This is a genomic window from Vibrio scophthalmi LMG 19158 (genome assembly GCF_000222585.1).
Taxonomy (GTDB): Bacteria; Pseudomonadota; Gammaproteobacteria; order Enterobacterales; family Vibrionaceae; genus Vibrio; species Vibrio scophthalmi.
Map to the genome: position 1 here is coordinate 1 of NZ_AFWE01000183.1, position 18,699 is coordinate 18,699.

Below are 18,699 nucleotides of genomic sequence, written 5' to 3' on the forward strand. Positions count from 1 at the left end.
TTTTGTTATCTCAATATTGGCTCTAGATCGGTCATGAGCGTTTGAGTGCCTGTTCGATCTCGTCAATCACTGTGACGAAGCGTTTTGGCATGTGTGGGCGCTGCTTAGCGATTAAATATAGTGTCTCGGTAATGGGTTGCTTAGGTTGATAGATTGCGATTTGTTCTTTAAGAGCAAAGTTATCTAAAGCACTGAGTGGCAAAATCGTAAAACCTAGCCCCTTCGCTACGGGCAATAAAATCTGGCTGAGTTGATTGACGTACCCCGTGATGGGGATCTGATCAAAACGTAAGTCAACAAAATCCGGATCATCACTGTGAGCGAAAAACCGAGCCAAATAATGTTCGGCATCAGGGTGATTAATCAAGCCGAGTTGTTGTAAATCCGATTTGGTCAAATCACCTTGGTATGAATGTTGAGCTGGATACATCAAGCATAAGGGTTCTTCACTCAACGTTTGGCTAAAAATGCGTTTATCGTTAGTTTGGCTCGTAACGATACCCAGATCCGCCATCCCACTTAAAATATCCGCTTTAATCTTTCTGTTTGGCGCCGCTTCTACGTGGGTAATGAGCTTTGGACATTTACATTGTAAATCTAACAGGCGAGGGTAGAGCAGTAACGCAAGCGAGCCCGAGCACGCCAATTTAGTGTTGCCGCGGTAGGCTGAGTCTGGCTCTAGACTTGCCAATAGCTGTGTCTCACGGTTTTGAGACTCCTTGGCATAGTCAAATAGCATTTTGCCTTGCTGAGTAATCTCAAAGCTTTTGTTATTACGCTCAATCAGTGGGTGTCCACATGCTTGCTCCAATTTCTTTATATGCTGACTGACGCCTGGCTGGGTCATAAACAGGCGCTCTGCTGTCCGAGTAAAGTGGCCTGTTTCAATCAGGGTGATAAATGTTTTCAGCCAGAGAGGGTTTAGCATGGGTATCTCACAGGGTTATTGATAGAACGAGTTCGTGATAACAAGAAATTATTAATAAATAGCTAATCATAATTTATCATATTCCACTCTAATCGCGATTTGTTTCATTGGCAAATAAGTCACGACAGCGAACGACGTGGAATCTTGGTTGGACGCTAAGCTGGGTCATTCTGCCCATACATTCTGCCCATATTAGTATTCACGTCATAGATTTAATAAAGTTCGACCGTGAGTGGCAGAGTGCGCTGCCGCGCACACTTGGCCTTTCTCACTTACCTTATAAGAGCGATTGCTGTTATTATGGACGCTAATAGTCGGGGAGCCCTTGGGGCTGAGATCGCATCGCGAGACCCGTTGAACCTGATTCAGTTAGCACTGACGTAGGGAACTATGCGTCCTTTAGCCTTTCTCTATGAATATGCCTTAACGGCTAAAGTACCCTCACTGATTTCTTACTAGTTTTTCCCGCTAGTCATCCAGTGAGTCGGTTCCATACGTTGCGCGTAGGAGTAGACTCATGCCTCAAACACACGCAACATCCATTACCGCCAATGTTGATACTTGCACCCCCATAGTGTTGACAATCGCTGGCTCTGACAGCGGTGGTGGTGCGGGTATTCAAGCCGATATTAAAGCCATTTTCGCGACGGGCAGCTATGCATGTTCGGCCATTACCGCCATTACGGCTCAGAACACGCAAGGTGTTTCAGCGATATTCCCAATCCCGTTAGAACATGTCGCTCATCAATTGGATGCAGTATTTAGTGATCTTAATGTTGTGGCAGTAAAAATTGGTATGTTAGCGGATAGCGCCATCATTGATGTCGTGGCAGATAAATTAGAACAATACCAACCCCAATTCACCGTTCTTGACCCAGTGATGGTGGCGACTAGCGGTGATTTGCTATTGGCTCGTGAGGCAATTGCGACTCTTAAGCAACGTTTGATCCCGTTAGCAGATCTGATTACCCCCAATCTACCAGAAGGTGCAGCACTGACTGGGTCACCAATACCTCGTGATGAAGAACAAATGGGCAGCATGATTCACTCCCTACGCCAATTAGGGGCTAAAGCCATATTGCTCAAAGGAGGGCATTTAGAGGGGGATGAAAATAGTAATGATCTGTTTATTCAGCCCGATAGCGTTTCGGTGTTGTATGCGAAACGTATAGCCACCCACAATACTCACGGTACGGGATGTACGCTCTCTGCGGCTATTGCTTCATATTTAGCGCAAGGCGAATCGTTAGAAAGCGCGGTAGCAAAGGCGAAACACTATATTTCACAAGCAATTGCACATGCTGATGAGCTGAGCATTGGCTATGGGCATGGCCCTGTGCATCATTTTTTTGCGTACAATCGCGAACGATAAACACATAAAGGCAGGAATTTTCGCCAAATTGACAGCAATTTGATAATTTTTCCACATGGCTTCGGCTAGTATATCGGCAACGGTGACAAGGAGAGGTTCCTTCTCTTTGCCGATTTTTCCCATATCCTCGCCAGTCGAAACGTGACTCCGACGTAATGTCTATGTTCTCGTGAGTGGTTGTTGGTAATCGTTGAGCAGAATTTTATGAAAGAGTATCTTCATGCCAAGCGTTATGGCCTTGCTGTATTGGCAGTATTCCTTTTACTAATAGCGCCGATGACTCTATTAGTCAGCCACATTGAGTTATTAGATTCAGTGAGTGACAGTGAGGGGCTGTTTTACAGTGTGCTGACCAATTCTGCTGGTAGCCAAGGTTTCTTAATTACTCTTGCGGTACTACTGCTCTGTAGTTTGACGCTTACTTTGACGCCGAAACAACGTTGGGAAAAGTTATTACAACTCGGCATCATTCTGGTGATTGGCTTTGCTGCCAAAACGGGCCTTAAACATTTTACGGAAAGCCCGCGACCTTATACTGAAGTTCTCACCCATCAACTGCTGATCCCGAAACCATCACATTTCTACCAATTGACGGCCAGTAAACAAGATCAACTGATCGAGCAGGTTTCAACTCAAGTTAGCCCTTGGCGAACTCAACATTGGCTGGGTGAAACCGACTATTCCTTTCCATCAGGCCACACAATGTTTGTCGCGATTTGTTTAGTGTGTTTCGGTGGATTGTTGGTTGAACACAAGCGTTATGGATTAGCGGGTATTCTGTTGCTGTGGGGCGTTTGCGTGGCTTATAGTCGTTTGTGGCTTGGCATGCATAGACCGATTGATTTAGTGGGTTCGGTGCTGTTTATTGCTTTGGTTTACGCTGCCATGCCCAATATATCGCTTTGGTCTGGAAAGTTATTTGAATGGCTAAAGTTGCACATGCGATTATCGCCGCAGTAATTGTATCCTCAAACGAAAAAGCGAACCTACTTGGTTCGCTTTTTTATTGTGTAACGCGTTTGTTGTTAGCCAAAAATCACGGTGTATAGGTAACCCGCGCTGATGGCCATACCTAAAATTACAACCAAGAATGCTGCAATCATCTGATTTTTGAAGATAGATTTAAGCAAGATCACTTCTGTCAAACTTGCGCCTGCGCTACCAATGATCAACGCCATTACCGAACCCAATGCCATCCCTTTTTGCACTAGGGCTGCGCTTAGTGGGATAACGGCTTCTGCGCGAATATACAATGGAATACCAATCACAGCGGCAACAGGGATTGCATACCACTTGCCAGCTCCGGCGTATTCAGCAATCAATTCAGTTGGGATAAAACCGTAAATGAATGAGCCAATTGCAATACCCAGCATTAGGTATGGCAGTACCTGTTTAAAATCTTTCCAAGTTGACAGCCAAATACGCATCCAACGGCTTGGTTGTTTTGTTTCAGTCATTGTTACTGTGGCCGTGCCATCTGAAGCGCAGCAAGAAACCGCGACTTCTGGTTCTTTTTTAGTACTGGTACAGCAGCTTGTTGGCGCAGCAACAGGCTCTGATTTTGTACAGCATGACGTTGCTTCTGTTACTTTTGCAGTATCACCACAGCTTGACTGGCTCGAACAGCTAGAGGTATTAGCTGATTCATACGCTTCCGGTTTTACATATCGCTCAAAGCCTAACTTTTCAAGTACAAAGCCAGAAACTACCGATACTGTCATCGCGATAGCGAAGTAGAACAGAGCAACTTGCCAACCAAAGGTCACCACAAATAGACCAATAATCACAGGGTTAAGCAGTGGGCTTGCAAACAAGAACACCATCATCGGGCCAAAACCTGCTCGGGCACGAAGTAACCCTTTTAAGAAAGGGATAGTTGAGCACGAGCAAAATGGCGTGATAGAGCCAAGTAAGGCAGCAATAAAATACCCTTTACCGTTGCGCGAGCTTAAGATCGATTGGATCTTTTCTGGGGTTAAAAACTCTTGCAACACACCAACGATGTAGCTGATTGCAAGAAATAGAATAATCAATTCCACTGCTAAAAACGCAAACATATCTAGGGCGTCGCGTACCATTGTCATCAATTCATTACTCATGTGAGCCTCGTTACCTTTAATTTCGAATATTCTCGAATTATAGAAATATTTTTCGAATGATCAAGAGTTATTTCGATAAATGTCGAAATGATGTTTGGCATGAGTTTCTAAGCAAAGGTGAGCACGGGTATTTTAAGGTTTAGTCGTAGTAAGGAGTGTTCTCATTATGGAAATTATTGGTTAAACAAATCAGTTGGTTATATTCTGTTCTATTACCGAGAAAAATAGTACAACAAATGTTGTTCGGTGCAATTTGGACTAAAGACGGCAGTTCGTTTGTAGTCGTTGAGGGCTATCTGCTATTCGTTATGATAAGAATGTACCGCCTTTTGGTTCCTCGAAGAGCCAATTCCTTATGATGAATTGGCTCGGTGTGGAGGAAAGGGGAATTCGTAACTGCTGCTATTTTGCTCTAACTGTATTTTTAATGCACCGTTCGACTTGGTATACATTGCTCGGTTGCCATCAATTTGACCTGTTGCTCTATTTGAGTGTTAATGGTGTTAATTGCTCGCGCCATTGCATGACCAAATTCATCAAACGAGCCGTCTTGGCAAACCAGGTTCGTCCATTTTGGTGTCAGATCGACATTGTGGCCATTGTGAAAAATCAAACTGTCACCCAACCAATAGAATGCGTCAGTCATTACCGCTTCTTCCCCACTGCCCAGTATTTCTATCGCAAATTTTGGGGTTTGATGTTGAAGTAGCAATGATACTTTGATGATATCAGGTAAAGTGAGCTCAGTTACCCATTGGGTATCAGCGCTTTCCTCCGAGTAGTCATCAATAAAACTAAATTGTGCATGCACTTGATGCTCAGTTGAATCTAAGTTAAAACTTAATAATTCAATTCCTTGGTAACTCTCAGTCGTTCCCTGCTTAAAAACTACACTGACTTGTTTATACTCAAACATCACGTAACTCCCTTTCGTACAATGTTGATATTGGCACTGGTTCAATTCCACAGCAAAACCACTTACATCACTAATAACCACATAAACTTAGATAAGTAATGCTCTACTCCAGTAGAGATTTTTATGTGAGAAAGCAATTAGCCGTGACTAGCAAATCCATTGCTGTCACTTTTTCAATCCTCTCATAAACAATCCGACATTTCAGGTTTGATACGTAAGTAAATTGTTAGGTAAATCGATTTGATTTAACTTGTCGAGCGACTACATAAAATTTTTCCCGATTGAACTTAGCGACTGCTCGTTAACTCGAGCCTCTTAACCACAGCTTAAAGCTTCTCCTCACAACAGATGTGTGGAATTGTGTGGTATATGTGGATTTTCACAACTCTAACCATACACTTCCCACATAACTCGACTACAAAACACCTTATGTTTTAAATAGTTACTTCATTAAGTGACTATTAGTCATTGATAAGTATAGTAAAAATAGATAAAGCACTTTTCCTGTATCTAAATTCTCTGACGATCATTTTCCATTGTGCGAGCGTGAAGTTGATCCATTTAACTCCACTTTCCACTAAAAACCACATTTTAAGTATTGGTTTTTGTTGTTTTGTGTGACTTTGGTTGTGGTTTTTGCCTGTGTTTTTGTGGTTTTACGTGATTTCTATCTTAGTTATTTTTTTGAAATTATTGTCTAATACTCAACAGAAAATAAGGAAAAAGAAAAAAATGCTAGCACAACAAAGAAAATCGATTATTGAAATCATGGTTAAAGAAAAAGGTTCTCTCAAAGTCAGTGACTTAAGCGATGAATTTAATGTATCGCAAGAAACCATTCGCCGTGATATTGATAAACTACAAGAAGAATGTACAAACATCGTTAAAATTCACGGTGGGGTTTGTTATGTAAGTGACAACGGCGTACCAAGTACAGTACGTAAAAATTTATTAGTTGAAGAAAAGTTTGAGCTGGCAAAAAAATCCGTTTCTTTGATTAAAAATGGTGACATTGTATTTTTTGACTGTAGTACTACATCACTTTATATCGTTCAAGAATTAGTAAGAACAGAAAGAAAAGTAACTATTATTTCTAATTCATCAATTGTAAATGACTATGTAAAAGGTAGTAACATTAAGCTAATTATGATTGGTGGTATTTATTGTGATGATAACGATTCATACACAGGTTCCATTGCTGTTGATCTTTTAAATAAATTCTCTGCAAATAAAGCATTTATTAGCTGTCCAAGTTTTAATTTAGAAAAAGGTCTTTACGATAATAGTGAAGACGAAGCAATGATTCGTCATTTAATGATGAAAAACAGTAAACAAGTAATTTTGGTCGTAGACCACACAAAATTTGACTCATTCAGCTTAATGAAAATATCTGATGTTGATTGTGTTGATGTACTGATAACCGATAAAAAACTGACAGATGAAGAACAACGCATCTGTTCTACTTCTAATATTAATATCCTTTAGGTCGTAATATGGATAATTTTAAGTTCACATGCAAAACTGAAGTCCACTTCGGTAAAGATGAACACCTCAAAGTTGGCGATTACATCAAACCTTTCGGTAAGAAAGTGTTGATTCATTATGATGGTAATCGCATTGAAAGCAATGGTTTACTTGATGCTGTTACTCAATCGTTGAAATCAAATGGTATTGATTACGTAACGCTAAATAATGTGGTGCCTAACCCGCTTCTATCTGGGGTTAAAGAAGGTGTGCAATTGTGTCGTGAAATCGGGGTTGATTTCATTCTCGCAATTGGTGGCGGAAGCGTTATCGACTCAGCAAAAACTATCGCTATGGGTGTTCCGCATCAAGGCGATGTGTGGGACTTCTTCACTGGTTGCGAAATACCAGGCCAAGTACTGCCAGTAGGCGTGATTCTCACTATCTGTGGTTCTGGCTCTGAAATGTCTGAAAGTGCCATCATTACTCATGATGAGCTTAAGCTTAAGAAGGGCGTAGATAACTCTCAGCTTTTCCCTCGCTTTGCGATTTTGAACCCTGAATTGACATTCAGCCTACCAAAAGCATTGCTTGCTTCAGGTATTGCAGATGCGATGTCACATACATTAGAGCGTTACTTTACCACCACGGAATGTTCATTATTGAATGATTACATGATGGAAGGTTTGCTTAAGATGTTGCTCGACATTTCTCCTGCGTTAATGGAGGACCACACGAACTACAATTTAATGGCGGAATACATGTGGGCTGCAACCATTTGTCACAATGGTTTGTTTGATACAGGTCGAAGCTCTGACTGGGCTTCACATCGTATTGAGCATGAGATAAGTGGTTTGTACAACATCACGCACGGCGCTGGTATGGCGATTATTTTTCCTGCCTGGATGCAGTACTTAATTGAGAATAACAAGCTTGATCGTTTGATTCGTTTAGCTGAAAACGTCTTTGGTGTTCAAGAAGGCAATCCACAAGAGAAAGCCGAAGCCGCCATTAATGGATTTGTGGAAGCATTCAAGGCAATGAATCTTTCAACTTCACTGACTGAGTCTAATATTCCAACTAATGAATTCGACAAAGTGGCTCTTCAAGCACTAAGCGGAAATGAAACACTTGGTCGTTATATTCAATTGGCACATAAAGATATTATTCGCGTTCTCGAAATAGCTTCTTAATACTGACTAAAAAATTAAATTATATATAGGCTTTCACTATGATGTTTGAAAAGCAGAGAGATCTGATCGTTAAATATTGCAATAAAATGATCAGTACCGGTTTAACACGTGGTACTGGAGGTAATGTTAGTATTTATTCACGCGAAGATGAGCTAGTTATTATATCTCCAAGTGGAATAGATTATGAAACTATGACAACAGAAGATGTTGTTGTTATCGATTTGGATGGTAATGTTGTAGAAGGTAGTAACCGACCGTCTTCGGAATATGGTTTACACACGGTTTTTTATAGAAATCGTGAAGATATTAATTCCGTTGTACATGCTCACCCTATTTATTCTTCGACGTTAGCAACTCTAGGGATGGAAATTCCATCAGCATATTATTTGAATGCAGTTTGTGGCGGGCCAAACGTACGCTGCGCTAAATATGCTTTAAATGGAACGGAAGAACTGGCAAATAACGTATTTGACGCAATGAAAGATCGCTATGTTGTATTGATGGCAAACCATGGATTAGTCGCTGGTGCTAAAGATATTGCAAACGCGTTTAATAAGGCGGAAGAAATAGAGTTGTCTGCTGAAATTTACTACAAAGCTAAACTACTCGGCACTCCAAACATCATCAGTGATGAAGGCGTTCAAGAGATGTTAGTTGCGTTCAAAAAATATAGTCAAGTGACTACTAAATAGGACTTTAATGATGACTAAGCAAAGTAATTTTGTTGGTTTACTACCCCTCATTTTCTTTATTGTTATCTACGTATTAACTGGCGTTTACGCTGACAACTTTTCAAGTATGCCTTTGCTAGTGGCGTTCACTCTTTCTGTGGTTGTGGCTTTGATGATTCAACCCAAAGGAAAGAAAGATACTTTTGAAGAGAAGATGAATATTTTCACTAAAGCCGCTGGTGATAGCGACATCATTATGATGGTGCTTATCTTCCTACTTGCTGGTGCATTCTACTCAGTAACGGACCAAATGGGTGCGGTGAACTCGATTGTTAACTTCGGCCTATCGATCATTCCTTCAAACATGGTTCTAGTCGGTATTTTCATCATTGGTTGTATTCTATCTTTTGCAATGGGCACATCTATGGGCGCAATCACTGCTTTAGCACCTATCGGTGTTGGTGTTGCTGAACAAGTTGGTGGTAACCCTGCGCTAATCATGGCAACAGTGGTTGGTGGTGCAATGTTCGGTGATAACTGTTCATTCGTATCAGATACAACGATCGCCGCTTGTCGTACTCAAGGCGTAACTCTAAAAGAAAAATTCAAGTATAACTTCATCACTGTTCTACCTGCGATTATCGGCACAGTTATTCTGCTTGCAATCATTCCTTTTGGTAACGGTGCTGAAACAGCAGTTGGTGAATACTCACTAATCAACATCACTCCTTATGTACTGATCATCGTTGCTGCTCTTGCTGGCCTACATGTTATGGGCGTACTAGCACTCGGTGTGGTTGCGGGTATCGTGATTGGCTTCATGAACGGAAGCTTAGACTACCTATCAGCGCTTGAGTCAGTACAACGTGGTATGGGTTGGATGCAAAACCTAGGCATGATCGCCATCGTGGTATCTGGTCTGGTTGGTCTAATGAAGCACTACGGTGGTATCGATTTCCTACTAGAGAAAATCACAGCGCGCTCTAACGGTGCATTTGGCGGCCAAGTAGGTATCGCAAGCCTAGTAAGCTTGATCACGTTAGCAACGACTAACAACACTATCGGTATTCTAACCGCAGGTACTATCGCCAAAGATATCTCTGAGAAATACGGTATCAACAAAGTACAAACGGCTTCTCTACTCGATATCTGTGGTTGTGCAATGAATGGTTTAATGCCATATGCAGGTCAGTTCCTCATGGTTGCAGGTCTAGCTCAAATTTCACCAGTATCAGTTATGCCTTACGCATTCTACCCAATGCTAATGCTTGTGATGGCTCTAATCTCAATGGTTTACTTCTCTAAGAAGGCTGCACCAATCGCAGCAACTAAAGCGGCATAGGAAACATTCATGGAACGTCAAGATTACGAACTCGCGTTTATGATGCAATATGAAAATGTTGCATGGTATGAAGAGGGTGTAGTGCGCATTTTGGACCGTCGCGTCTACCCATACAAAAAAGAATTCGTTCGTTGCACTCACTACCAAGAAGTCGCGCAAGCCATCACGGATATGGTGACGCAAAGTGCAGGCCCTTACACGGCTGCAGCAATGGGTATGGCGCTAGCGGCTGACCAATGCAAAACGTTGTCTGCTGAAGAGCAAATGGCATTTCTAGAGAAAGCGGCATATGCCCTGTCTCATGCTCGCCCAACAACCGTAAATCGCATGACTATCGTGGTGAATGGTTGCTTGGAAGTGGCTCGTAATGCAATGCAATCTGGTGATGTGTTATCACAAGCGATTTTTGAGCATGCCATTCACTCACTAAACAAACGCTATAGCGCCATTGGTGAAGTGGCAAAACATTTGGTTAAGCTAATCCCTGACAACGGTAAAATCCTGACTCAGTGCTTTGGGGAAACCATCATCGGCACCATGATCCGTGAAGCGAAGCGTCAAGGTAAGAACATCGAGTTTTTCTGTGCAGAGACTCGTCCATTCTTCCAAGGTGCGCGTTTCACTGCAACCGTAGCGCAAAACCAGGGCATCAAAGTCACGGTATTAGCCGACAATATGATTGCCTACGCGATGCAACATCTGGGCATTAACCTGTTCACCTCAGCGGCTGACAGCATCACACTCGATGGCCATGTGGTTAACAAGGTGGGTACTCAGCAAATCGCAATTTTAGCTCAACATTTTGGCATTCCGTATTACGTAACAGGTATTCCAGATGTGGACTTAGCCACTATTGATCAAGTTGTCATTGAACAGCGCGATCCTCTAGAAACAATGACATTAATGGGCCAACGCATCACAGAAGAAGGTGTGGAATCCATTTATCCATCATTCGATATTACTGGTCCGAAACTGGTGAATGGTGTGGTGACTGATATCGGTATCTACAGCCCATTTGATCTGAAATCTTACGCTGAAAATAATAATAAATTCTGGAGCTAAATAGCCATGTACTCTACACACTTTAAATTAAATTTCGAAGATATCCCGCACTATGTTGAAGAGAAACTCCATTTCTTTGGTAAAACAGAAGGTTTGGAAATTAAAGAGCTTAGTGACGGAAACATTAACTATGTTTATAAAATCATTGACCAAGAAAGCAATCGTTCATTGATTCTTAAGCAAGCTGATGTGGTACTGCGCTCTAGCGGCCGTCCGCTAGACGTAAAACGCAGTGAAATTGAAGCAACGATGCTGCAAATTCAACATAAGTTGGCACCTGAAATGATCCCAGAGGTGTACTTCTATGATCAAGTGATGTCGGTAACCTTTATGGAAGATGTATCGGAATTCAAAAACTTCCGTTACGAAATGATGGATCGTCAGGTCTTCCCATCATTCCATAAACAAATTATCAGTTATTTCTCTAAAACGGCCCTTGGTACAACCGATCTGATCCTCAATCGTGCTGAGAAGAAAGCCAACGTTGCAAAATTCACTAACGTGGAACTGTGTGATATTTCTGAAGACTTGGTATTTACTGAACCTTTCAATAACTACAAAGGTCGTAACATTATCACTCAAGGTAACGAAGAGTATGTTAATGAGCATATCTATTCGAACAACCAATTAGTATCTGAGGCGATGAAGCTACGCTATAACTTCATGAACAACGCACAAGCCTTGATCCATGGTGATCTGCACTCAGGTTCAATTTTTATCAACCACAATGGCATTAAAGTGCTTGATCCTGAGTTCGCATTTTACGGCCCTATCGGCTACGACATCGGTAACGTGATTGCACACTTAGTGATGCCAGCAATGGTGTGCCAAGTAACAGACGAAGAGTCAGAAACTAAAGACAATTTCATTAACTGGGTCGCATCGACAGTGCCTGCTATTTTGTACGGTTTTGAACGTGAGTTTAAAAAAGCTTACCTAGCAACAGTACAAGAAGATGTCGCTAAGAATGAAATGTTTGTTGAATGGTACACGCGCCAAATCGTAGCGGATGCAAAAGGCTATGCAGGCCTTGAAATTATTCGTCGCGTAATTGGTGATACTAAAGTGAAGGAACTTGAAACTATTCAAGATAGCCAGCAGCGCATTGCTGTTGAACGTAAGCTCATTGAATTGGCATCAAGCTTAATCATTAACCGAGACGTGAATGGCCAGGATCTGCACTCGCTGCTAAGTGCACTAAATGGTTAACAACCATTAAGACGTATCTATCTAAAAAAAGAACCGCTTTTGCGGTTCTTTTTATCGCAGCGTAAAAGTCCAATTGATCGGGATGGATGCAAAATCACTTCTATGTCAGTACGTGTTGAGCATTGTGTCCGGTTAGTCTACTCGCCCTATTTGTTGATAATGTTGTGGTTCATATGTCTGGTTCAAAAAATTCTAACACAGCCATCGCACCATCAGCGGTCGCACTTTTACCTTTGGTTGTATTTCTTACACTGTTTATTGGTGTAGGCACATACTTATCTTTACAGGGTGTGGATTTAGCTTTCTATCAGCTACCAGCCCCTATCGCCGTGTTACCTGCGGTGGTTCTTGCGCTTGCACTGAGTAAAGATAAGCTGAATCGCTCTATAGAACACTTTATGCATGGCGTCGGTCATCCTGACATCATTGCGATGTGTTTGATTTATCTGCTAGCTGGAGCGTTTGCCGCTGTTGCCAAAGCATCTGGGGGGGTGGATGCTACCGTAAACCTTGGGCTCTCTGTTATTCCCACCAGCATGATTTTGCCGGGCATTTTCCTAATTTCTGCATTTATCGCAACGGCTATGGGTACCTCAATGGGAACCATTGCAGCTATTGCCCCCGTTGCTCTGGGGATCGCTCAATCGGCAGGTATGGGCCTTCCATTGACTGCGGGTGTGGTACTTAGCGGTGCCATGCTTGGCGACAATCTTTCAATTATTTCTGACACCACTATTGCCGCAACTCGTTCACAAGGGTGTGAGATGAAGGATAAATTCAAAGAAAATATTCGCATCGCACTACCAGCAGCATTCATCGCACTGGTGATCTTTACCTTCAATAGCACGGCGACTCAAGTTCCTGAGTCTGGTCCTATTGAATGGCTAAAAGTTGTACCATACGTAACAATTCTTGTTCTTGCCATCTCTGGTGTAAACGTTTTTGTCGTCCTATCTATCGGTATTGTTTTGGCTGGTAGTGTGAGCTTGTCATCAATCGATAATTATGGTTTTACAACTTTTGCTCAAGATCTTTATTCTGGCTTTGGCAATATGCAAGAGATCTTTCTACTATCCCTGCTAATTGGTGGTTTGAGTGAATTAATGCGCCGTCAAGGAGGTCTAGCATTTCTGACAAATCTAGTAGGGGGCATCATTCGCCGCTTTGACTCTAGTCACTCGAAACAAGCAAATGGACGCGCGAGTGAACTAGGCATTGCCATTCTAGTTTCTATGGTGAATGTCTGCACCGCGAACAATACCGTCGCGATCATTGTATCAGGTAGCGTGGCTCGCCAACTAGCCGTAGAGAACAATATATCGCCACGTAGAGCTGCAAGTTTACTCGATATTTTCGCATGTGTTATTCAAGGAATCTTGCCGTATGGCGCACAAGTTCTACTTTTGGGCTCGGTATTTAACCTTTCTCCACTAGATGTTATAGCTAACTCTTATTACTGTTTTGCGCTGATAATTACGGCAGTCGTTGCTGTGTTTATTAAGCACCCAATAAGCCGGTGAGAAAAACAGTTTGAACAGTGAAATGGAAATTGAACAAAGCTCCCGTTGGGGCTTTGTTATGCTGAATATAGGTTTTAGGAATTTTCTTTAGTGATTTTATAAATGCAAGCATCAAAATACATTATTTTTACAAAATAATTTACATCAAATCATTTGGTTACAGTTGATGTTAAGTCGCTTTCTCTAACCGCCTTTCAGTCAGAAGTTCTTAGAACAATCTCAACGATTTTATCACTATCAGGAGAGAACGTAGTTGTAGTGGTTAAAGGTGATAATTCTACACCACTTCCCGAGCCTCACTAGGCCCACCTGAAACTCATTTATGCCTCAAAGTTTGTTAGTGCTGATCTTCGTTCAATAAATTACATGGTTTGAACTCATTGTAAGCAAATGACAGGATCTGACCCCACTACCTGCGATACGCCTCTCGTTTTAGCGTATGTGATGTTAACATACCGAATACGCATGGAATGACCCCTAATATACTGATTAACGACAATATGACAGTTACTTATCGCGCAATAGAACAAGATGAATTTGCCATGATGGCGCAGCTAGAACAGCAATGCTTTGGCGCTCATGCTCTGCCGGATTTCTTTTTTCGTCAGTCTTACGATTGCTGGCCAAAAGGATGCTTTGCTGCGTTTCAAGATCAAAAAATGCAGGCGTTTGTGATCCTCGCGCAAAGTGAAACGCAAGATATCGGTTGGATTCTATCTGTGGCAGTGTCGCCTGAACTGCAAGGTCAAGGCATTGGGCGCAAGCTACTGACTCAATTACTGGAGCAGCAGAGTTACGCTCGCGTGCGCTTAACGGTTGACCCTGAAAATCCTGCGGCACTGCGTCTATATCAATCACTTGGCTTTAGTAAAATTGCGGAAGAAGCAGATTACTTTGGACCTAATCAAACGCGCTGGGTGATGGAATATAGCCCAAACTTATCAATATGAGAGCTTACTAACACGCGGGTTGTGGCAGTTAAGGTATTCTAAGTGCAAGTGAAGAAGAGGATTCTATTAATGTCAAAAAGTACCAAGCTTCATAACGAAGATAAACTGGTTAAAAAGGCACTTGAGATTGGCGGGAAGATGGCAAAAATGCAAGGTTTTGAACTTCCGCAATCACCACAACCACTAAGAGTAAAAGCGATTTATCTATTTTTGGTTGATGCCAAACAGATCATGCCACTCCCTGAAAGTAAGCTTGATGGTGCGAATATCAAACACCGGCTAGCACTTTGGATTCATAGCGCCTTACCGGATAACGACCCGTTGAAGTAGAAATTTTGCTTAATTGATGCAAGGCGAATCGAATGGGTTCGCCTTTTTGTTTTTTGGTTGTTGCTAACTGAATTGGTATGTCCCGTTTATCAGTCTGCTGATTTCTTCGCCCTTATTGGTCCGTTGAACCTATACTTTCGTGCTAACAATGTAAAACGTTTATGCCCCAAAGTGAGTTTCAACTACTATTGAAGCTGATAAATATAACTAATATTGAAAATTGATAGGTGTTATGTATAAAGATAAAAATCGGACTCCATAATTTAACTCTTGGAGCTGAGCCCCAAAAAATAAATCCACCTTCATTGAAGGCGGATTTGTTGCTATCTCATTTTAAATAGTTCTGTTTTAAATTGTTTTGGATTAAAACCTGTTTGAGCCAATCCAGATTTGAGAGACTCTCCAAACGTGTAGGGCCCACAAAAACTCACTTCATAATCCTGACTTTCAGTTAGTTGCGCTATCCCTTCTGGTGTCAAATACTGCTGTTTGTCTGCGGCTAATATGTGAAGTTCTACATTGGTTTCATTAGCCAACAGTTTTAGATCAGAGGCAAAATACGCTTCTTGTTCAGAGCTCACGCAGTAGAAAAGATCGATTGTGTGATCAGTACTTTTTCCTTTGAGTGCGTGTAAACGCGATAGCATAGGTATAATTCCGATCCCTGCACCCACCCATACCTGTCTTTTGGTCTCAGATACCTGAAAATACCCGTAACCACCTTCAACGATGACAGTTTGATTTTCTGTGAGTGTATTCACCAACTTGTGCGTATAGTCACCTAGGCTCTTCACGCCAAACTCAATCACTTTGGTCTTTTGGTCATAGTTTAAAATCGAAAACGGATGCGGTGCTTCATCGTTAAAATTCAAATAAGCAAATTGCCCCTCTTTGTAGTTGATGTGCGACTTTAATTGAATGGAAAAACGAATGACATCTGCGCCTTTTGCGTTTTGGAAACGTTGAACGTTTGTCACCACCCCATGCGATTTATTACCACGGCCAATCAGGCCGAAAATAGACATCAAAGCAACCATAATAGACAGCACAACCATCACGACAATCAAGGTAAACAGAACGATGTTCAACTTTCCATCTCCAAAGTTCAAGAATGCAAAAACCAGCGCATGCAAAACGCCCATAATGACGACCACTCCGCTCCACTTGTGGATCGACTGAAATCTCTTGTAACTGACGCTTTGTATCAATGCGATAAGAACAATGGCCGCCACTGCATACAAAGAGAATTCCCCAAATGTCACCGCTAACGTTATGAACATTGGCGGCTCACCTGGCATCATCGGTGGTGGCGACATCAGACCACGCTCTATCATGGCATTGCCACCAATAATGAGTAACCAGTGCATCAGCATCGCTAACGCAGCACCAACACCAAGTTGCTTGTGAAGTCGGTATCCCTTATCTAAGCCACCAACGATTTTCTCTACCCAACGCCAACGCGCGGACAGCACCGTCGCCATACTGATGTAGCTCAAACACAGCATGCCTGTGTAAATAAATAAGTGCTTTCTGAGCGTAAATAGGTCGGAAAGATTTTCAAAATCAAGAATAAAACTTGGAACCCAAATGAGAGTGAGTAATAACGTAAGCCTAAACATCGTTCGCCTGTGTTAATCAAATAGAATGTTGGCGCATTTTATTCGGTCAAATAAAAGAAACAATTAGCCAAAATGTCTCAATACTTATTACTAAAAGTATCGAATGGTGGTAAAATCAAGATGAAAACTTTGATAAGGTTTTGGTTAAAGAAGGGATTGAGTCGCAATTAACCGCTCATCATCCGAAGGAGCTGAGTTATGGCAAAAGGACCTAAATTTGCCTATGGAGTAACAATACGAATAAGGTTCGCTTTTAGGTACTCCAAGAACAGCGATAACCGATAAGGCACATGCTTACGTGTCGGGTACATTCCGTAGATATTGACGATTGGAAATTCAGCAACGTTTTCTATTTTGATTAAGTCGCCACTCTTCACGAGTGAATTTACAAAGATGCTGGGTATCATGGCAATGCCCATACCATCTAGGGTCGCTTGAAGCAGAGTGTTGGTATCTGAAATGACAGCAACCCACGGCTGTCGATGCGAAACGCTTTTACCGTCAACGGTTAGCATCCAGTAGTCACCATCTCTTGAGCTTCCCATATGTAGGCAGTCATGATTTTTTAGATCGATGTAATCAGAAGGCATACTATGCGCATCGATGTAGGCTGGAGCCGCATACAAGCCAAACTCTGACTCTCCGAGTTTAGTCGCAATATAAGATGAATCTTGTAACTCGAATGCGAAGCGAATACTGAGGTCAATCTCTTCCTCAATCAGATTTGACTTACTGTTCGATAAGGCGAGATCAAATCGAATCCCCGTATATTCTGTTCGAAACTTTTTGATTGCCTTCATTAGAAACGGCCCCATAGCATCAGGAGCAGACAGGCGAATAAGCCCTTCGGGATTATTCAGGTGTGCTGTCGTCAGCGAGTCTTCTAATTGTTCTATCTGGTTCAATACGGTTTGCGCACCTTCATAGTAGGCTTTACCGCCAGGGGTAAGGTGCATACTGCGCGTTGTTCGATTCAAAAGTCTAAATCCTAACGACTCCTCCATTGCTGCAATGTGTCTGCCGACTATAGCTGGGGTAATACCTAACGCTTTCGCGGCTTTAGAAAAGCTACCTCTGTCGACAACGGTGCAAAAGAGCTGCATATTCCGATATTTATCCATTTGATACCCACAGTATTAAGTTAAGTTACTTTTGATTGTATTGTTTCATTTTGTAATGTTAATTATCTTTTGTTTCATCTTCAATGGTGAAAGGAAAGAACAATGTCTCAGACCAAAAAAACTGACCACTTTAGCGAAAACGCTTGGAATAACCGCTATTTTGAGGGAGCTTTATGATGAAACTGCATACATTCGATAGCTGCCCTTTTTGTGTCCGCGTTAAGACCGTTATGGGGCTTAAGAATATTGATGGTGAAACTAGTCCTATGACCTTGGGGCAACTACCAGCATCGCTAGAAGGAAAGCTCGAACGTTTTAGCGTTCCTGTGCTTGAGTTTCAAACGCGAGATGGCAAGCACACGGTGATGGTCGAGAGCCTCGACATTATCCGTTACTTAGATCAACAAGATCAGCCCATGTTCACCAGCTACGAAGTATCAGAAGCATTGAATAACCTTCTAAAGCGGCTTTACCCGATAGCTGCGCAGCTTTTGTACCCGCGTATGCCACGACTCAATCTCCCTGAGTTGTCTACGCCAGATGCTCTCAGTATGTTTGTTGAGTCACGTAAAGACGCATTAAACCAACCCATTGAGCAGGCGTTGCAAAAGACCGAAGAGTACCTTCCTGAGCTAAAACGACTCTTGGAAGAGATGGAATCATTGCTTGATATTGATGCTCTTGTCTCTGGTGAGCGCAGCTTGAACATTGATGACATTGCTGCATTTTCTGAGCTGCGAAACTACACCATGATTGCTGAGCTTGAAATGAGTGAGCGCATGATGAGCTTTGTTCGTTTCATTGCCTCACGCTCTGGAACGTCACTATATCCACCAATAAGTCAGTAATGGAGTTTAAGATGGCAGGTAAAAAATTTTACCAACTGCTGGTTATTTTTTCACT

General features: G+C 42.1%; 17 protein-coding genes and 1 riboswitch. Of the genes, 12 read left to right on the plus strand and 5 right to left on the minus strand.

The annotated features are described in order from the left end of the window. Positions 1 to 31: 31 nt before the first annotated feature. Positions 32 to 928 carry a LysR family transcriptional regulator gene (locus tag RH88_RS15445; protein WP_005597687.1) on the minus strand — a complete coding sequence of 299 codons (897 nt, stop codon included), beginning with the start codon at positions 926 to 928 and terminating at the stop codon, positions 32 to 34. Between the two features lie 305 nt (positions 929 to 1,233). Further along, positions 1,234 to 1,332: riboswitch (TPP riboswitch) on the plus strand. A gap of 113 nt (positions 1,333 to 1,445) precedes the next feature. Here RH88_RS15445 and thiD point away from each other — a divergent pair. Together thiD and RH88_RS15455 are read left to right on the plus strand one after the other, a co-directional pair. Next, complete coding sequence (thiD, locus tag RH88_RS15450; RefSeq protein ID WP_005597689.1) at positions 1,446 to 2,300, plus strand: bifunctional hydroxymethylpyrimidine kinase/phosphomethylpyrimidine kinase; 855 nt, start codon at positions 1,446 to 1,448, stop codon at positions 2,298 to 2,300. A gap of 204 nt (positions 2,301 to 2,504) precedes the next feature. Continuing rightward, positions 2,505 to 3,260 carry a phosphatase PAP2 family protein gene (locus RH88_RS15455; RefSeq protein ID WP_005597691.1) on the plus strand — a complete coding sequence of 252 codons (756 nt, stop codon included), beginning with the start codon at positions 2,505 to 2,507 and terminating at the stop codon, positions 3,258 to 3,260. Between the two features lie 65 nt (positions 3,261 to 3,325). Here the strand turns inward: RH88_RS15455 and RH88_RS15460 are convergent, their stop codons facing one another. Beyond that, positions 3,326 to 4,399 (minus strand): permease, encoded by a 1,074-nt coding sequence (locus RH88_RS15460; protein WP_005597693.1) that lies wholly within the window; start codon positions 4,397 to 4,399, stop codon positions 3,326 to 3,328. 424 nt (positions 4,400 to 4,823) lie between these two features. After that, a complete protein-coding gene (locus RH88_RS15465) occupies positions 4,824 to 5,315 on the minus strand; it encodes a hypothetical protein (RefSeq protein ID WP_005597695.1) in 492 nt (163 codons plus the stop codon). 732 nt (positions 5,316 to 6,047) lie between these two features. Here RH88_RS15465 and RH88_RS15470 point away from each other — a divergent pair. The 9 genes from RH88_RS15470 to RH88_RS15510 all read left to right on the plus strand — a co-directional run bounded on the left by RH88_RS15470 (position 6,048) and on the right by RH88_RS15510 (position 15,056). Further along, positions 6,048 to 6,800 (plus strand): DeoR/GlpR family DNA-binding transcription regulator, encoded by a 753-nt coding sequence (locus tag RH88_RS15470; RefSeq protein WP_005597697.1) that lies wholly within the window; start codon positions 6,048 to 6,050, stop codon positions 6,798 to 6,800. 8 nt (positions 6,801 to 6,808) lie between these two features. Continuing rightward, positions 6,809 to 7,972 carry an iron-containing alcohol dehydrogenase gene (locus tag RH88_RS15475; RefSeq protein WP_005597699.1) on the plus strand — a complete coding sequence of 388 codons (1,164 nt, stop codon included), beginning with the start codon at positions 6,809 to 6,811 and terminating at the stop codon, positions 7,970 to 7,972. A gap of 38 nt (positions 7,973 to 8,010) precedes the next feature. Beyond that, positions 8,011 to 8,664 (plus strand): L-fuculose-phosphate aldolase, encoded by a 654-nt coding sequence (locus RH88_RS15480; RefSeq protein ID WP_005597701.1) that lies wholly within the window; start codon positions 8,011 to 8,013, stop codon positions 8,662 to 8,664. A gap of 7 nt (positions 8,665 to 8,671) precedes the next feature. Beyond that, positions 8,672 to 9,985 carry a Na+/H+ antiporter NhaC family protein gene (locus RH88_RS15485; protein ID WP_197498438.1) on the plus strand — a complete coding sequence of 438 codons (1,314 nt, stop codon included), beginning with the start codon at positions 8,672 to 8,674 and terminating at the stop codon, positions 9,983 to 9,985. 9 nt (positions 9,986 to 9,994) lie between these two features. Further along, positions 9,995 to 11,047 (plus strand): s-methyl-5-thioribose-1-phosphate isomerase, encoded by a 1,053-nt coding sequence (locus RH88_RS15490; RefSeq protein WP_005597705.1) that lies wholly within the window; start codon positions 9,995 to 9,997, stop codon positions 11,045 to 11,047. Between the two features lie 6 nt (positions 11,048 to 11,053). Further along, on the plus strand, positions 11,054 to 12,256 hold the full coding sequence (mtnK, locus tag RH88_RS15495) for an S-methyl-5-thioribose kinase (RefSeq protein ID WP_005597708.1): 1,203 nt from the start codon (positions 11,054 to 11,056) through the stop codon (positions 12,254 to 12,256). Between the two features lie 173 nt (positions 12,257 to 12,429). Next, a complete protein-coding gene (locus RH88_RS15500) occupies positions 12,430 to 13,776 on the plus strand; it encodes a Na+/H+ antiporter NhaC family protein (RefSeq protein WP_005597709.1) in 1,347 nt (448 codons plus the stop codon). A gap of 470 nt (positions 13,777 to 14,246) precedes the next feature. Continuing rightward, on the plus strand, positions 14,247 to 14,726 hold the full coding sequence (locus RH88_RS15505; protein ID WP_005597711.1) for a GNAT family N-acetyltransferase: 480 nt from the start codon (positions 14,247 to 14,249) through the stop codon (positions 14,724 to 14,726). 69 nt (positions 14,727 to 14,795) lie between these two features. Further along, complete coding sequence (locus tag RH88_RS15510; RefSeq protein WP_005597713.1) at positions 14,796 to 15,056, plus strand: DUF5062 family protein; 261 nt, start codon at positions 14,796 to 14,798, stop codon at positions 15,054 to 15,056. Between the two features lie 323 nt (positions 15,057 to 15,379). On the opposite strand, the gene RH88_RS15515 is transcribed toward RH88_RS15510, so the two are convergent. Next, positions 15,380 to 16,675, minus strand: a complete 1,296-nt coding sequence (locus RH88_RS15515; RefSeq protein WP_040757989.1) for a ferric reductase-like transmembrane domain-containing protein — start codon at positions 16,673 to 16,675, stop codon at positions 15,380 to 15,382. Between the two features lie 221 nt (positions 16,676 to 16,896). Beyond that, the gene (locus tag RH88_RS15520) at positions 16,897 to 17,796 is read right to left on the minus strand and encodes a LysR family transcriptional regulator (protein WP_040757990.1); all 900 of its coding nucleotides are present in this window, start codon (positions 17,794 to 17,796) and stop codon (positions 16,897 to 16,899) included. Between the two features lie 173 nt (positions 17,797 to 17,969). On the opposite strand from RH88_RS15520, the gene grxB reads away from it, so the two are divergent. Beyond that, complete coding sequence (grxB, locus tag RH88_RS15525; protein ID WP_241212200.1) at positions 17,970 to 18,644, plus strand: glutaredoxin 2; 675 nt, start codon at positions 17,970 to 17,972, stop codon at positions 18,642 to 18,644. The last annotated feature ends 55 nt before the right edge of the window (positions 18,645 to 18,699 follow it).

Coding starts and splice junctions, on each gene's coding strand:
- thiD (WP_005597689.1), top strand. CDS start 1,446: ATGCCTCAAACACACGCAACATCCATTACCGCCAATGTTGATACTTGC.
- RH88_RS15510 (WP_005597713.1), top strand. CDS start 14,796: ATGTCAAAAAGTACCAAGCTTCATAACGAAGATAAACTGGTTAAAAAG.
- RH88_RS15480 (WP_005597701.1), top strand. CDS start 8,011: ATGATGTTTGAAAAGCAGAGAGATCTGATCGTTAAATATTGCAATAAA.
- RH88_RS15515 (WP_040757989.1), bottom strand. CDS start 16,675: ATGTTTAGGCTTACGTTATTACTCACTCTCATTTGGGTTCCAAGTTTT.
- RH88_RS15445 (WP_005597687.1), bottom strand. CDS start 928: ATGCTAAACCCTCTCTGGCTGAAAACATTTATCACCCTGATTGAAACA.
- RH88_RS15490 (WP_005597705.1), top strand. CDS start 9,995: ATGGAACGTCAAGATTACGAACTCGCGTTTATGATGCAATATGAAAAT.
- grxB (WP_241212200.1), top strand. CDS start 17,970: ATGATGAAACTGCATACATTCGATAGCTGCCCTTTTTGTGTCCGCGTT.
- RH88_RS15500 (WP_005597709.1), top strand. CDS start 12,430: ATGTCTGGTTCAAAAAATTCTAACACAGCCATCGCACCATCAGCGGTC.
- RH88_RS15520 (WP_040757990.1), bottom strand. CDS start 17,796: ATGGATAAATATCGGAATATGCAGCTCTTTTGCACCGTTGTCGACAGA.
- RH88_RS15455 (WP_005597691.1), top strand. CDS start 2,505: ATGAAAGAGTATCTTCATGCCAAGCGTTATGGCCTTGCTGTATTGGCA.
- RH88_RS15460 (WP_005597693.1), bottom strand. CDS start 4,399: ATGAGTAATGAATTGATGACAATGGTACGCGACGCCCTAGATATGTTT.
- mtnK (WP_005597708.1), top strand. CDS start 11,054: ATGTACTCTACACACTTTAAATTAAATTTCGAAGATATCCCGCACTAT.
- RH88_RS15465 (WP_005597695.1), bottom strand. CDS start 5,315: ATGTTTGAGTATAAACAAGTCAGTGTAGTTTTTAAGCAGGGAACGACT.
- RH88_RS15475 (WP_005597699.1), top strand. CDS start 6,809: ATGGATAATTTTAAGTTCACATGCAAAACTGAAGTCCACTTCGGTAAA.
- RH88_RS15505 (WP_005597711.1), top strand. CDS start 14,247: ATGACCCCTAATATACTGATTAACGACAATATGACAGTTACTTATCGC.
- RH88_RS15485 (WP_197498438.1), top strand. CDS start 8,672: ATGATGACTAAGCAAAGTAATTTTGTTGGTTTACTACCCCTCATTTTC.
- RH88_RS15470 (WP_005597697.1), top strand. CDS start 6,048: ATGCTAGCACAACAAAGAAAATCGATTATTGAAATCATGGTTAAAGAA.